Here is a 13,851-nt window from a genome sequence, read left to right on the forward strand (position 1 = left end):
GTCCGACCGGTCGAGCGCATCATCCCGAGAGGATGACGACGGCGGTCCGCGGTGGTGCTGGACTCGTCGTCGTGCACCTCGGTCGCGCGGACGCCCGGTCCGTCCTCGTGTACGGGGCAGGACTGGTCCAGGGCCTGGCACTCGTGTCGTTCCCCGCCGCGAGCTCGATCCTGCTGAGCGCGTCCGGGTACGACCTGAGCACCACCCAGTACGGGCTGATGTTCGTCCCGCAGGTCGTGCTCGCGATCACGGGAGCGGCGACGTCCCCGCTGCTGGCCGCACAGTGGTCGCTGCAGCGCGTGCTGCAGGTCGGGCTGGTGTCGAACCTCCTCGCGATGCTCCTGCTCGTGCTGAGCCAGGCCGTGTCGACGTCGCCCGCCGCCTACCCGGTCCTCCTGTGCGCGACGGGCGCGCTGGGCTTCGGCTTCGGCACCACGGTGCCCGCGCTGAACACGTTCGCCGCGCGACTGAGGCCGGCCGACCAGGACCGGTCGATCCTCACGCTCAACGCGCTGCTCGGCACGGGGACCGCGCTGGCACCGCTGCTGATCGCCCTGTTCCTGGCGCTCGGGGCGTGGTGGCTCCTGCCGGTCCTCGCCGCCGCAGGGCTCGTCATGTTCCTGGTCCTCGCCCTGCGGACCGCGCTGGATGCCGGGCCGGCACAGCAGCGGACCACCGGGCAGCGCCAGAAGCTGCCCACCCGGTTCTGGTGGTACGCCACCGCGGCCGTGCTCTACGGCGTGTGCGAGACGCTCTTCGGCAACTGGTCGAGCGTGTACCTCACCGGGGAGCGCGCGCTGTCCGCGCAGACCGCCTCGTTGGCGCTGGCCGCCTTCTGGGCCTGCGTGACCCTGGGCCGGGTGATCGTCGCGGCCCTCACGACGCGCGTCGCGGCGACCGTCGTGTTCGTCGTGCTGCCGGTCCTCATCGCTGCGTCCAACCTCGCGGTCTCGTCCTCCCACGGTGCCGTCGCCGCCGTCCTCGCCTTCGCCGCCGCCGGGTTCGCGTGCTCCGCGATGCTGCCCCTCACGCTGAGCCTCGCGGGGGAGGAGTTCCCCCGGCTCGGCGCGACGTCCTCCGGCGAGCTCATCGCCGCCTACCAGGTCGGCTACGGGTTCGCCGCGTTCGGCGTCGCGCCGCTGGAGTCCGCGACCGGCATCGGCCTCGCCGGTGTGTACCTCGTCGGCGCGGGTGTGGCGATCGTCCTCGCCGTCATCGCGCGCGTCATCACCGCAGGGACGCCGCGGCCTGCCACCTGAGCGCTGCGCTCACCAGTGCGCGGGTGCGTCCAGGCCGGCGGGCAGTCGGGTCGTCCGGTCGCCGCGCGCGGACGCCACCTGCGGCGGTGTCAGGAAGAGTGCGTCCGCGAGGTCGGCACCGTCGAGGCGGGCGCCGCGCAGGTCCGCTCCCAGCAGGTCGGCCCGTCGCAGGTCGGCGCTCCGCAGGTCCGCGCCGATCAGGAGCGCACCGCGCAGGTCGGCCCCGTGCAGGTCGGCACGGCGGAGGTTCGCCCCCGTCAGGTCGGTGCCGCGGGCCTGTCGGCCGCGCAGGCCGTCCCGCGCGAGCGCGCTCACCCGTCCGAGCAGCTCGCCGACCAGGGCCTGGGCATCCGGTCCCGCTCCCGCGTCCCGCACGTCAGCGACCTCGATACGCAGCCGCGCGATCTCGTCGTGCAGCGGCGCCGCGGCGCGGAGCGCGAGCGCCTCGGTGAGGTACCAGAGCAGCTCGTGCAGACCGCGCATCGTCCCGAAGACCGCGAACATGTCGGCGGCGATGGCGGGGTCGTCGCGCCACGTGCGCCCGTCGAACAGCTGCTGCGTGACGAACTGCCCGGCGCCGAAGCACTCGTACACCGTGCACCCCGTGAACCCGCTGGTCCGCAGGTCCGCGTGGATGCCGCACCGGAAGTCGTCCTGCAGGTTGCGGCACGGGGTGCCGGCCGGCTTGTCGTACGCGAAGTCCGACGACCGCTGGAACGCGTGCGCCACGCAGCACAGCCCAGCGCACCGGGAGCAGTCCGAGCGCAGCTCGCGCAGCGGGATCGGGGCGTGGTCGGTCACGAGGTCGAGACTAGATCGGTCGTCACTCCACCGCGTCGATCAGCCGGCGCACCGCCGCGACGTGCTCGTGCAGTGCCCGCCGGCCGACCGGTGTCAGCCCGACCCACGTGGTCCGCCGGCCCGCGTGGACGCCCTTGCGGCTGTGCAGGTAACCGGCGTCGACCAGCGCCGAGACGTGCTTGGACAGCACGGAGTCGCTGACCTCGAGCGCGGTCCGCAACGTCGCGAACTCCGCCTCCGACACCCCGGACAACGTCGTGACGAGCTGCAGCCGCGTCGGAGCGTGGATCAGCGGATCGAGCCCGGTCATCAGCCGAGGACCAGCAGCGCCGCGCACCCCAGGCACGCGACCACCGCGAGCACGCCCAGCACCCGCGGCGAGGCGCCGCGCTCGTGGGCGGCCGGGTCGTGGCGGTAGGCGTGCCACCAGTGGCGGGCGCCGAGCGCGCAGCCGACTCCGGCTGCCACGGCCGCCACGGCGACGAGCCACCACCGGGAGTCGAAGGCGGCGACGATCCCCACGGCGAGCGCGCCGAGGTAGACGACGGATGCGCCCGCCCCGGCCGCGAGGACGACCTGGCTGGCCAGGCCGTCCACCCGGACGCCGTTGATCCGGCTGAACCGGTGCAGGAGGAGCGCCGCCACGCCGAGGAAGACCGCGACCCCGGCGAGCGCGACGGCGACCCCGGTGACCGTCTGCGCGGCGATCCCGTAGGCCGCGGCGCCGACCTGGACCGCGATCCCGGTGGCGAGCATCGGGTAGAAGCCGGTGGGCAGCCGCAGGCCGGCCGTCAGTCGTCGGCGTGCGTCGTCGGCCACGTTCAGGGCCGTGAGCGGGTCCTCAGGATCTCGGCTACTTTCCATAGCGGAAAGTATGGATCGAACTTTCCAGATTGGCAAGTATGTGGTCTGCCGTCGGCAGATCTGCCCACGGCAGACCCGGGGTCCGTGCGCGGTCCGCGCGTGTGACGGTCGAGGGACCAGCGACCCACGGAGGCACTCATGACCACCGCACCACCCACAGTCCGCCCCTTCGACGACGACCTGTCCACCCGCCTCCTGCACCAGCGGATCGTCGTGCTGGGCCAGGAGGTCGACGACACCATCGCCAACCGCGTCTGCGCGCAGCTGCTCCTGCTCTCCGCGGAGGACCCCCGGCGCGACATCGCGCTCTACATCAACTCCCCGGGCGGTTCCGTCAGCGCGGCCCTCGCGATGTACGACACGATGCGACTCATCCCGAACGACGTCGCGACGCTCGCGATGGGTCTGGCGGCGAGCGCCGCCCAGTTCCTGCTCAGCGCCGGCACCCCGGGCAAGCGGTTCGCGCTGCGGCACTCCCGCGTGCTCATGCACCAGCCGTCCGGCGGGATCTGCGGGACCGCGATCGACATCGCGATCCAGGCGCAGAACATGGCGCACGTGAAGCGCACCATGCAGGCGCTCACGGCCGAGCACACCGGGCAGAGCGTCGAGACGATCGAGCGGGACGCCGACCGCGACGCCTGGTTCACCGCCGAGGAGGCGCTCGCGTACGGGTTCATCGACCGGGTGGTCGAGCACCTCGACGACGTGCGCCCCGACGCGTCGATCCGACGGGCGGGTCTGTGATGGCCGGCCAGTACACGATCCCCGTGGTCATCGAGCAGCGGCCGACGGGCGAGCGCGCGTCCGACGTCTACTCCCGCCTGCTCACCGACCGGATCATCTTCCTGGGCACCGAGATCGACGACGGGGTCGCCAACGTCGTCATCGCGCAGCTGCTGCACCTGCAGTCGGAGAGCCAGGACTCGCCGATCCACCTGTACATCAACTCGCCGGGCGGCTCGATCACCGCGCTCCTGGCCGTCTACGACACCATCCAGTACATCAAGCCGACCGTGGCGACGTTCTGCCTCGGGCAGGCGGCGTCCGCTGCGGCCGTGCTGCTGGCGGCGGGGACGCCCGGCAACCGGCACGTTCTCGAGCATGCCCGCGTGCTGCTGCACCAGCCGTCGGGCGGGGGAGAGGGGACCGCGGCCGACCTGGAGATCCAGGCCCGCGAGATCGCCCGGCTGCGCGAGCAGGTGGACGAGATCCTGCACCGCCACACGGGTCAGCCGCTGGCCAAGCTGCGCACCGACACCGAGCGCGACCTGATCCTGACCGCCCAGCAGGCCGTCGACTACGGCTTGGCGGATCGCGTCGTCACCACCCTCAAAGCGAGGCCGGACCTGGAGCGCAGCGAAGGGTGAGGGGCGCGACGCGGCACTCACCCGTAGCGGAGCGCAAGGTCAGACCGACCACAGTGTCAGTGCCGACGATCAGCTGACCCTCAGGCGGCCAGCAGGAGCGCCGTCCCGACCTCGCCGGTCGGCGACGGCGTCTCCGCCTGGGTGGTGAGGGTGGTGACGCTCGCGAGCTCGTGGCGACCGGAGGTCGCCGGGTCGGCGGGCGCTGGCGCGGTCAGGTCCACCACCAGCCGGCCCTCGGCCAGTGCGAGCTGCGCGTGCGCGGTGCCCACCAGGTCGACGAGCCGCAGCCCGAGCGCCCGGCACACCGCGGCGAGGACCTCCGACGACGCCTCCTTGCGGCCTCGCTCGACCTCGGACAGGTACGCGACGGACACTCGCGCGTCCTCGGCGACATCGCGCAGCGTCCGCCTCTGACGCTCCCGCTGCTCCCGCAGGATCGAGCCCACGAGCCGCCGGAGCAGCGGCTCGGTGCGGTGCTCGAGGTGCGTCAGGTGCGGCGTCATCGCGTCCTCCGGGGGTCCTGTGGTGCTCCCGCCACGCTAGCCCGCGAGGGCCGCCGACCGGCGTCGCGACGCTTCTGCCCTGAGCGGACGGCGTCAGCTCGACACGTCGGCAGTCGTGAAGCGGCTCCACGCCAGCGCGCCGAAGATCACCACCCACGCGGCCTGGAGTGCGAGCCCCTGACCGAGCACGCCCCAGTCGGGTTCGAGCCGGAGGAACTCCGCGAAGTCGAGCCAGTGGTGCGTCAGGAGTGCGGGCGCGATCGTGTGGAGCTGAGGGAGCTGGTCGAGGACGCCGCAGACGATCGCGGTGACGACCGTGGCGGCCATCGCGCCGACGGGCACCTCGGTGAGAGTAGAGAAGAACAGCCCGACCGCGACGAGCCCGGTCATCGACAGCCCGACGTAGACGACGACCGCGGCGATGCGCAGGATGCCGTCGCCGAGCGAGACGGTGGTCCCGGACAGCAGGGTGATGCCGCGCAGACCGAAGTACGTCGCCCCGGCCACGATCCCGACCACCGCGATCGCGGCCACCGCGGCGGCTGCGAACGTCAGCGCGCCGACGGCCTTGACCGCGAGGAGCCGACCCCGCGCGACGGGCACGGTCAGCAGGTAGCGCAGGGTGCCGGCCGAGGCCTCGCCCGCGATGGCGTCGCCCGACGCGATCCCGATGGTCAGCGGCAGCAGGAACGGCAGGCAGACGAACAGGGACGCGACGACGAGGAACAGCCCGTTGCCGGTCACCCGACCGACGAACCCCGGCCCCTGTCCCTGGAGGGCGGTGTCCTGCGAGAGGAAGAGCACGGTGCCCAGCAGCAGGGGGACCAGCGCGAGCCCGGCCAGAAGGACCTGGTTGCGGCGTCGGCCGAGGACGAGCCGCAGCTCGCTGCGGACGAGCCGCGCGAGCGAACCTCGACGAGGGGCGGTCTCAACGAGCGACATCGAAGCCCTCCCCGGTCAGCTCGACGAAGATCTGCTCCAGGTTCGGTCGCCGCACCTCGAACCCCAGGAGGTCGACGCCCGCATACACGAGGGCGGTCGACACCTTCTCGGGCGGCACGGCTCCGAGCAGCGCGGACACCGTGGCGTCCACCACCTGGAGGTCGGTCAGGCCCAGACCGGTCAGCACCTCCGTCGCGGCGCCGACGTGGTCGGCGGACGTCTGCACGGACAGCCGCGGCAGGCCGCGCGAGGTGAGCTCCGCGCGGTCGCCCTGGAGCAGCAGGTGGCCGCCGCTCATGATCCCGATGTGGCTGCACACCTGCTCGATCTCGGCCAGCAGGTGCGACGAGACCAGCACGGTGGTGCCGTGCTCGGCGAGCTCCCGCACCAGGTTGCGCACCTCGCGCGTGCCCTGCGGGTCGAGGCCGTTGGTCGGCTCGTCGAGCACCAGGAGCTCCCGCGGACGCAGCAGGGCGGCCGCGAGCCCGAGCCGCTGCTTCATGCCGAGCGAGTACTGCCGGTAGGGCTTGCCGGCCGCGGCACCGAGCCCGACGCGGTCGAGCGCCTCGTCGGCGCGCTTCCGGGCGGTGCGGGGGTCGGCCGTCGCGTCGCTGGCGTCCAGCCGCGCGAGGTTGGCCGAGCCGGTCAGGTAGGGGTGGAAGGCCGGCCCCTCGACGAGCGCCCCGACCCGCGGCAGCACGTCGGCGCCCGCCCCCGGCATCTCGCCGCCCAGCAGGAACGCGCGCCCGCTCGTCGGCCGCACCAGCCCGAGCAGCATGCGGATGGTCGTCGTCTTGCCCGAGCCGTTGGGCCCGATGAACCCGTAGACGGCACCGCGCGGGACCTGCAGGTCGATGCCGGCGACCGCGACCTGTCCCGAGCGGAACCGCTTGGTGAGCCCCTCGGTCGAGATGGCGAGCGGCGCGACGACGGCCGCACCCGAAGGTGCGGCCCCCGTCGTCGGATCCGTCACTGGGCCGCCAGGGCCTGGAGCGTGGCACCGGGCACGGCGCCGACGAGCACGCGGCCGTCGTCGGTGACCAGCACCGACAGCAGCGCGGAGGACAGCAGCCGCCCCTCGGGCACCTCGGTGGTCAGCGTGTCGTACAGCGCGGTGGTGTCGAGGTCACCCATCGGTGAGCCGGACCCCTCCTCGGGCACGAACTCGGAGTACAGGTCCGCAGCACCCTGCGAGCCGAACGTCTTGTCGACGCCGGGCAGGCTTGCCGCGGCCGACGGGTCGCCGGCGACCAGGGCCGCGACGTCGAGCCCGGAGGCCTCCACGACGGTGTCCCAGCCGGTCCCGGTGACGGTCACTCCCTCGGGCAGCTCCTTGTCGGGAGTCTCGGTCGCCGCCTCGGCGGGAACCTCCGGCAGCGGCACGACGACCTCGCGGGTCGACGCCCCGGCCGGGGCCGAGAACGCGAGGACCGAGTCGGCGGGCGTCGCGAACGACACGTCGGTGAAGCCGATCTCCAGCGCGGGCGTCTTCGTGTCGGAGGCGCTCCACACCTGCACCCGCAGCGGGGTCGAGGTCTCGGCGTCCACGGCCACCACGATCCTCCCGACGAGGGTCGTGTCGCTGGTCGGCGTCACCACCAGCTGGTAGGCGGGCCGCCCGGCTACCTCGGTCTGCGAGTCGAGCGTCACCGTCGACGTCAGCCGGGCCATCCCGACCGCCTGCCGACCGGCCTCCTCCGGCGTCGGCAGGTCGCCCTGCACCGGAAGGTCACCGGCCTCCGCCTGCGCCGTCAGCTCGTCGTACCGGGCGGCGTCGGCTGCGCTCAGGCTGTAGTGCACGACCGCGTCGTCGGTGCTGGAGTACGTCCACGCCTCCGGCCCGTCCTGCACGACCGAGTACTCCGACGTCGCTCCCAGCAGTGCGATGCGGGACCGTTCCCCGCCGTCCGACCAGACGCGCATCGTCGAGCTGCCGCCGAGCAGCGCGACCGGGTTGGCGCCGCCGACGTCGCCGAAGGGGAGCGCCGGCAGCCCGAGGCGCGCGGTATAGACGACGGTGCCCGACAGCGGCGACGGCTCGGCGCTCGCCACCTGCGCGGCGAGCTCCTCGGGGCTGATGGTCGGCAGGCCGGCGTCGTCGGCCGACGCGAACAGCGGGGGAGCGGCGAACGCCAGACCCACCGCGACGGCGGCGACGACGGGGACGGCCCAGCGGGTCCGGGGGCTGAGGGTGCGACGGGGCTCGTTCATGGCTCCACTGTGCGTCATGGCTGCTGAGGGCATCCTGAGAGCATGACGACCGTGGTGCGGGCATCGGATGGGATGCTCGGACCATGCGGGTTCTGGTGGTGGACGACGAGCGCGGGCTCGTGCGTGCGCTGCACCGCGGGCTGACCGCCGAGGGCTTCGCCGTCGACGTCGCGTACGACGGCGAGCGCGGGCTCGAGCTCGCCGCGCAGGGCGGCTACGACGTCATCGTGCTCGACGTCATGCTCCCGCGGCGCAACGGGTACGACGTCGTCACCGAGCTGCGCGCCCAGGACGTGTGGACGCCCGTCCTCATGCTCAGCGCCAAGGACGGCGAGTACGACGTCGCCGACGGGCTGGACGTCGGGGCTGACGACTACCTGACCAAACCGTTCGCGTTCGTGGTGCTGGTCTCGCGGCTGCGTGCCCTCCTGCGCCGGCAGGGCCAGGTGCGCCCCCCGGTGCTGACCGCGGGGGACCTGGTCCTCGACCCCGCGACCCGGCGCGTGACCCGGTCCGGCGAGGCCGTGGCGCTGACGACCCGTGAGCTCGCCCTGCTCGAGTACCTGATGCACCACGCCGACCGCGTCGTCGGCAAGGTCGAGCTTCGCGACCACGTGTGGGACGGCACGGGCGAGGACGTCAACGTGGTCGAGGTGTACGTGGGCTACCTGCGGCGCAAGCTCGGCCGGGAGGCCGTCGAGACGGTCCGGGGCGCCGGGTACCGCGTGGCGGGCTGAGGTGTCCCTGCGGCTCCGGCTCACGCTGTTGGCCTCCGGCGCGCTGTGCGTAGCGCTCGTCGTCGGCGCGATCGCTCTGACGACCGTCCTGCGCAGCACGCGCATCGACGCCCTCGACCAGGTGGTCCGCGACCGCGCCGCCACGGTGTCCGCGCTGGCCTCCGACGACCGACTCCCCGAGACGCTGCCGGTCGCCGAGCCGGGCGAGATCGTGCAGCTCATCGACGCCGACGGCGCCGTGCTGGCCACCTCCCCGAACGCGAGCAGGACCCTGCCGGTGCTGCCGCAGGACGTCCTGGCGGGCCTGAGCGGGGTCTCGACGACCGACCAGAGCGCCTACGACGACGTCGCCCGCGTCGCCGTGCAGACCACGACGTTCCAGGACGAGCCGGCGACCGTCGTCGCGACCGTCCCGCTGACGGAGGTGCAGGGTGTCCTCGACGCGCTCCGTGTCGCGCTCGCGGTGGTGGTGCCGCTGCTCACCGTGGCGCTGGGCCTCGTCGTCTGGCTGATCCTCGGGCGGGCGCTGCGCCCGGTCGAGGAGCTGCGGCGCGGCGCGGCCCTCGTCGCGTCGTCGGGCGGCCCGGGCTCCCTGCCGGTTCCCGCGCGGGACGACGAGCTCGGTGCGCTGGCCCGCACGCTCAACTCGATGCTCGACCGGCTGGAGGCCGGCGCCGCCCGGCAGCGGGCGTTCGTCGCCGACGCAGCGCATGAGCTGCGCTCCCCGCTGGCTGCCCTGCGCACCAGCATCGACGTCGCGCGGGCGCACCCGCAGTCCTACCGGACGGACGAGCTCGCGGCGGAGCTCGAGGGCGAGGTGCTGCGGATGCAGGCCCTGGTCGACGACCTGCTGCTGCTCGCACGCGTGGGCTCCACGCCGATGGCGCTCGAGGACGTCGACCTCGGTGCCGTGGCGCGCGACGTGGTGCGGCCGACCGAACCCGTCACCGTCACGGGCTCCGGGCGCGCCCGGGGGGACACCGCCGCGGTGGGACGGGTGCTGCGCAACCTCGTCGACAACGCCGTCCGGCACGCGGGTTCCCGGGTCGTGGTGACGGTCGGCGACGGGTCCGTGCGTGTTGACGACGACGGCGCCGGTCTCGACCCGGCGGACCGCGAGCGCGTGTTCGAGCGGTTCGTGCGGCTCGACGAGGCACGTCAGCGGGACGAGGGCGGCAGCGGCCTCGGGCTCGCGATCGCCCGCGAGATCGCGCGCGAGCAGGGCGGCGACGTCGTGCTCGGGGTCGCCGACCTGGGCGGGCTGCGGGCTGAGGTGCGGCTGCCGAGGACCGGCCCGTCGTCGTAGGTTGGGTGGGACGAGCCCCGGAGGTGACGACGATGCCCGAGCACGACCCGGTGCGCGACGCGGCCCGGTACCGCGTGGAGCGCGACTCGGCCGGCGAACGTCCCGAGCAGGAACACGCTGCGCCGCGCGGCCGGATGGAGAACCGGCACCAGTGGGTCGACGTCGTCATCGACCAGGCGATCGCCCGCGGCGAGTTCGACGACCTGCCCCTGGCCGGCAAGCCGATCCCCGGCATCGCCCGGCACGACCCGGACTGGTGGCTCAAGGCGCTGATCGAGCGGGAGCAGATCTCGGGCGTCCTGCCGGAGGCGATCCAGCTGCGCAAGGACGACGCGGTCCTGGCCGAACGGCTGGACGGGCTGCGCACCCAGGACGACGTGCGCGCCGCCGTCGAGGAGTTCAACGCCCGGATCGTGTCCGCGCGGCGTCAGCTGATGGGCGGTCCGCCGGTGGTCACGCCGCTGCGGGACGTGGACCGCGAGGTGCAGGCGTGGGCGGAGCGACACCGACCGCCGGAGCCGTCACCGGAGCCCGCACCGACACGCCGTCGGTGGGGCCGCCGAACCTGATGTCAGGCGCGGTCTTCCAGCGCCGGCAGGATCGTCGTGGGGATCGCGAACGACAGCGAGACGGCGACGATGCCGCCGAAGAACACCCACGGGCCCCAGTCGCCGACGTTGAAGGCCACCGCGAACAGGGCCAGGCCGAGCAGGAACAGGATGGCGGGGAAGACGACGCTGAGCATGCGACCGGGCGTGCCCGACCCGTCGTCCTCGCGGCGCTCGATCACCGGGTAGCTCATGGGTCGTCCTCCACGGAGTGCTGTGCTGGGGTCCCCGGTGTGGTTCCACCGAGGACCCCAGCGTAGTCAGTGCGCCAGGGCCGGCGCCGACTCGTCGACCGGTGCGCCGTGCGGTGACGGAGCCGCCTTGACGAAGAACGCGGCGGGGATCGCGGCCAGCGAGATCACCGCGCCCACCAGGAACGCGGCGTGGATGCCGCCCGCGGTCGCGTCGACCACCCCGGAGCCCGCGGCAGCCAGCGTGGCGCTCTGCGCGGTGAGCACGGTGACGAACAGCGCCGTGCCGGCCGCGCCGGCCACCTGCTGCACCGTGCCGACCATCGCGCTGCCGTGCGAGTACAGGTGCATCGGCAGCGAGCCCAGCGCCGAGGTGAACAGCGGCGTGAACATGAGGGCCAGCCCCGCGCTGAGCGTGACGTGGCACGCGAGCATGAGCCACGGCGAGCTCGACGCGCCCAGCAGCGTGAAGCCCCACGCGCTGGCGCTCACGATGATCGCGCCGGGCACGAGCAGCGGACGCGGACCGACCCGGTCGTAGGCCCGCCCGACGCTCGGCGCCAGCAGACCCATGATCAGGCCACCGGGGAGGAGCAGCAGACCCGTCTGCAGCGCCTCGAGCCCGAGCACCGTCTGCGCGTACAGGGGCACCAGGATCAGCGTCCCGAACAGCGACATCATGCTGATCGCCATCACGCCTACCGAGATGGTGAACGTGGACGACGAGAACGTGCGCAGGTCCAGGAGCGCGCCGTCGACCTTCTGCAGCTGCAGCTGGCGCAGCACGAAGACCAGCAGCGCGACCGCGCCGGCGCCGAGCGACACCCAGGTCGTCGTCGTGATGCCGGTCGTCGCGACGGCCCCGAGTCCGCTGAGGCCGTACACGATCCCGCCGAACGCGACGGCCGACAGGATCACCGAGCCGATGTCGACCCTGGCGCTCCGGGTCTCGGTCAGGTTCGGCAGCCGGACCGCGCCGAGCGCCAGGGCGCCGAGCGCGATCGGCAGGACGAGCGCGAACAGCCAGCGCCAGTCGAGCACGCTCAGCACGAGGCCCGAGATGGTCGGACCGATCGCCGGGGCGACCGAGATGACGATGGAGATGTTGCCCATCGTGCGGCCGCGGCTCGCGGGCGGGGTCACGGTCATGACCGTGGTCATGAGCAGCGGCAGCATGATCGCCGTGCCGCACGCCTGCACCACGCGGCCGACGATGAGCGCGTCGAACCCGGGTGCCAGCGCGCAGATCGCGGTGCCCAGGCTGAACAGGGTCATCGCCGCCAGGAACACGGCACGCGTGGTGAACCGCTGGATCACGAAGCCGGTCACCGGGATGACGATCGCCATCGTCAGCATGAACGCCGTGGTGACCCACTGGGCGGTGCTCGCCGGGATGTCCAGGTCGCTCATCAGCCGGGGGAGCGCGACGCCCATGATCGTCTCGTTGAGGATGACGACGAAGGTCGAGATCAGCAGCAGCCGGACGGCGAGGCGGTCGCGCACGCCGGTCCCGGCGGCCGCGTCCGAGGGCGGATGGGTCGTGGTCAGGGTCTCATCGGTCACGGGAACACCTCGGGTGTGGGAGGGAGGGGTGGTCGCAGCCGGTGTGGATCGGCGCGGAAGCTGTGCACAGTCTGTGCGGTGCGGCCCGGGCGGGTCGACGCTTTTCGCTGTCAGGAGACGCCCCTCACAGCACCATCGGCCAGAACGGTCGGACCTCGACGCGTCCGAAGCGGGCCATCGGGTGGGCCGCCGCCCGCTCCAGCGCCTCGTCGAGGTCAGAGCACTCCAGCACGTCGAACCCGGCGATGGACTCCTGCGTCTCCGCGAACGGTCCGTCGGTGACCAGCAGCTGTCCCGAGCGCACCCGCACCGTGCGGGCGTCCTCGGCGGGCCGGAGCCGGTCGCCGATGACGCTGAGGTTGCGACGGTCGTTCTCGCCCACCCAGTCGGAGATGTTGTCGTCCTCCGGGCGGTAGGTCTCGGCGGTCGGGTCGTCGCAGATCAGGAGCAGGAAACGCATGGAGTCCTCCAGGTGGTGGTCGAGCCTTCATCTGATGGACGATCCTGCGGGCGGCGGATCGACACGATCGGGCGAGCAGTTTTCTAGTGCAGCGGTCGTGCCCGTGGCGCGCGCGGTCCGAACCGGGGCGCCCGGCTGGTCTGCGTGAGCTCGATGAGCCGGATCACGCGCTGCCGATGACCCGCCCAGGGCTCCAGCAGGCGCAGCATCCCCGCGTCGTCGGTGCGGCTCCCCGTCAGCGCCCAGCCGACCAGGTGGGCCAGGTGGTAGTCGCCGACGGAGACCGCGTCGGCGTCGCCGAGCGCACGCGACGCGACCTCCGCGACCGTCCACGGCCCGATGCCCCGCACGGTCAGCAGCCGCCGGCGCGCCTCCTCGATCGGCAGGTCCGCACCCTCCTGGAGGCGGTGCGCCACGACGGCCGCACGCAGCACCGTGCCCGCCCGAGCCTCCTCGACGCCTGCCCGGCGCCAGTCCCACACCGGCACCTCGCGCCAGGCCGCGGCCGTCGGCGGCACCCGCATCGTGCGCGGAGCCGGGCCGGGCGCGGGCGTGCCGTGCTGGAGCACCAGCATTCGCCACGCGGCCTTGGCATCCAGCCCGACCACCTTCTGCTCGAGGACCGCCGGCACGAGCGCCTCGAACACGTTGCCGGACCGCGGGATACGCAGCGCCGTCCGGCTCCGGTAGGCCTCGCGGACGACCGGGTGCAGCGACGCGTCGAAGCCGGTCGGGTCGTCGCGCGCCCCCAGCAGGTCGGGGACGTCGGCCAGCGCACGCTCGGCGCCCGGACCCCACGCGGTGCCGTGGATTCCGTCGCTTCGGACGGCGAGGTGGCGGGTGGCGGGACCGTCCGCCGTGGACGTCGCCTGCCAGACCGACCCGTCCGGCGCGAACCACCACGCCGGATCGCCGCCACCGCGCCGCAGCGGACCGAGCGTCAGGCGGACGTCGACCCGGTCGCGCGGACGGTAGACGGACTCCAGACCCGCCTGCTCGTCGGTCGGCACGGTGGTCACGCCCCCACTATGCGCCG

The 13,851-nt window shown here is 73.3% G+C and carries 17 protein-coding genes; 6 read left to right on the forward strand and 11 right to left on the reverse strand.

Annotated features, from left to right (window positions below; genetic code table 11):
* The first annotated feature begins 32 nt into the window (after nt 1-32).
* The gene (locus J2X26_RS11975) at nt 33-1,259 is read left to right on the forward strand and encodes an MFS transporter (RefSeq protein ID WP_307492554.1); all 1,227 of its coding nucleotides are present in this window, start codon (nt 33-35) and stop codon (nt 1,257-1,259) included.
* A gap of 9 nt (nt 1,260-1,268) precedes the next feature.
* On the opposite strand, the gene J2X26_RS11980 is transcribed toward J2X26_RS11975, so the two are convergent.
* The 3 genes from J2X26_RS11980 to J2X26_RS11990 are packed head-to-tail and all read right to left on the reverse strand — an operon-like array spanning nt 1,269 to nt 2,924.
* Complete coding sequence (locus J2X26_RS11980) at nt 1,269-2,060, reverse strand: pentapeptide repeat-containing protein (RefSeq protein ID WP_307492557.1); 792 nt, start codon at nt 2,058-2,060, stop codon at nt 1,269-1,271.
* Between the two features lie 22 nt (nt 2,061-2,082).
* Nucleotides 2,083-2,370: a transcriptional regulator gene (locus J2X26_RS11985; protein ID WP_307492559.1), complete on the reverse strand. Its 288-nt coding sequence runs from the start codon at nt 2,368-2,370 to the stop codon at nt 2,083-2,085.
* On the reverse strand, nt 2,370-2,924 hold the full coding sequence (locus tag J2X26_RS11990) for a hypothetical protein (protein ID WP_307492560.1): 555 nt from the start codon (nt 2,922-2,924) through the stop codon (nt 2,370-2,372). Before J2X26_RS11990 ends, J2X26_RS11985 begins: the two co-directional genes overlap by 1 nt.
* A 138-nt stretch (nt 2,925-3,062) precedes the next feature.
* Between J2X26_RS11990 and J2X26_RS11995 the strand changes: the two genes are divergently transcribed.
* Nucleotides 3,063-3,671 carry a ClpP family protease gene (locus J2X26_RS11995; protein ID WP_307492562.1) on the forward strand — a complete coding sequence of 203 codons (609 nt, stop codon included), beginning with the start codon at nt 3,063-3,065 and terminating at the stop codon, nt 3,669-3,671.
* Nucleotides 3,671-4,294: a ClpP family protease gene (locus J2X26_RS12000; RefSeq protein WP_307492564.1), complete on the forward strand. Its 624-nt coding sequence runs from the start codon at nt 3,671-3,673 to the stop codon at nt 4,292-4,294. The genes J2X26_RS11995 and J2X26_RS12000 overlap by 1 nt, the downstream gene beginning before the upstream one ends.
* Before the next feature lie 80 nt (nt 4,295-4,374).
* On the opposite strand, the gene J2X26_RS12005 is transcribed toward J2X26_RS12000, so the two are convergent.
* The 4 genes from J2X26_RS12005 to J2X26_RS12020 form a co-directional block, all read right to left on the reverse strand.
* Complete coding sequence (locus J2X26_RS12005) at nt 4,375-4,797, reverse strand: helix-turn-helix domain-containing protein (RefSeq protein WP_307492565.1); 423 nt, start codon at nt 4,795-4,797, stop codon at nt 4,375-4,377.
* A gap of 93 nt (nt 4,798-4,890) precedes the next feature.
* A complete protein-coding gene (locus J2X26_RS12010; RefSeq protein ID WP_307492566.1) occupies nt 4,891-5,739 on the reverse strand; it encodes an ABC transporter permease in 849 nt (282 codons plus the stop codon).
* On the reverse strand, nt 5,726-6,712 hold the full coding sequence (locus J2X26_RS12015; RefSeq protein WP_307492567.1) for an ABC transporter ATP-binding protein: 987 nt from the start codon (nt 6,710-6,712) through the stop codon (nt 5,726-5,728). Before J2X26_RS12015 ends, J2X26_RS12010 begins: the two co-directional genes overlap by 14 nt.
* Nucleotides 6,709-7,950, reverse strand: a complete 1,242-nt coding sequence (locus J2X26_RS12020; protein ID WP_307492569.1) for a LolA family protein — start codon at nt 7,948-7,950, stop codon at nt 6,709-6,711. Before J2X26_RS12020 ends, J2X26_RS12015 begins: the two co-directional genes overlap by 4 nt.
* Before the next feature lie 83 nt (nt 7,951-8,033).
* On the opposite strand from J2X26_RS12020, the gene J2X26_RS12025 reads away from it, so the two are divergent.
* Genes J2X26_RS12025 through J2X26_RS12035 form a run of 3 tightly spaced genes read left to right on the forward strand, consistent with a single transcriptional unit; the run spans nt 8,034 to nt 10,562 of the window.
* On the forward strand, nt 8,034-8,687 hold the full coding sequence (locus J2X26_RS12025) for a response regulator transcription factor (protein ID WP_307492570.1): 654 nt from the start codon (nt 8,034-8,036) through the stop codon (nt 8,685-8,687).
* Between the two features lies 1 nt (nt 8,688).
* The gene (locus tag J2X26_RS12030; protein ID WP_307492572.1) at nt 8,689-9,993 is read left to right on the forward strand and encodes an ATP-binding protein; all 1,305 of its coding nucleotides are present in this window, start codon (nt 8,689-8,691) and stop codon (nt 9,991-9,993) included.
* Between the two features lie 32 nt (nt 9,994-10,025).
* A complete protein-coding gene (locus J2X26_RS12035) occupies nt 10,026-10,562 on the forward strand; it encodes a DUF1992 domain-containing protein (protein ID WP_307492574.1) in 537 nt (178 codons plus the stop codon).
* 2 nt (nt 10,563-10,564) lie between these two features.
* Here J2X26_RS12035 and J2X26_RS12040 read toward each other — a convergent pair whose 3' ends face one another.
* From J2X26_RS12040 to J2X26_RS12055, 4 genes are all read right to left on the reverse strand, one after another.
* Nucleotides 10,565-10,795 carry a hypothetical protein gene (locus tag J2X26_RS12040; protein WP_307492576.1) on the reverse strand — a complete coding sequence of 77 codons (231 nt, stop codon included), beginning with the start codon at nt 10,793-10,795 and terminating at the stop codon, nt 10,565-10,567.
* Nucleotides 10,796-10,861: 66 nt separating this feature from the next.
* Nucleotides 10,862-12,355, reverse strand: a complete 1,494-nt coding sequence (locus J2X26_RS12045; protein WP_439897846.1) for an MDR family MFS transporter — start codon at nt 12,353-12,355, stop codon at nt 10,862-10,864.
* Nucleotides 12,356-12,479: 124 nt separating this feature from the next.
* Nucleotides 12,480-12,815 (reverse strand): YciI family protein, encoded by a 336-nt coding sequence (locus J2X26_RS12050; RefSeq protein WP_307492578.1) that lies wholly within the window; start codon nt 12,813-12,815, stop codon nt 12,480-12,482.
* Between the two features lie 83 nt (nt 12,816-12,898).
* Nucleotides 12,899-13,834 (reverse strand): DNA-3-methyladenine glycosylase family protein, encoded by a 936-nt coding sequence (locus J2X26_RS12055; RefSeq protein ID WP_307492580.1) that lies wholly within the window; start codon nt 13,832-13,834, stop codon nt 12,899-12,901.
* Nucleotides 13,835-13,851: the final 17 nt, after the last annotated feature.

Origin of the sequence: Cellulomonas humilata, from assembly GCF_030814415.1 — a bacterium.
In the GTDB taxonomy this organism is placed as follows: domain Bacteria; phylum Actinomycetota; class Actinomycetes; order Actinomycetales; family Cellulomonadaceae; genus Cellulomonas; species Cellulomonas humilata_A.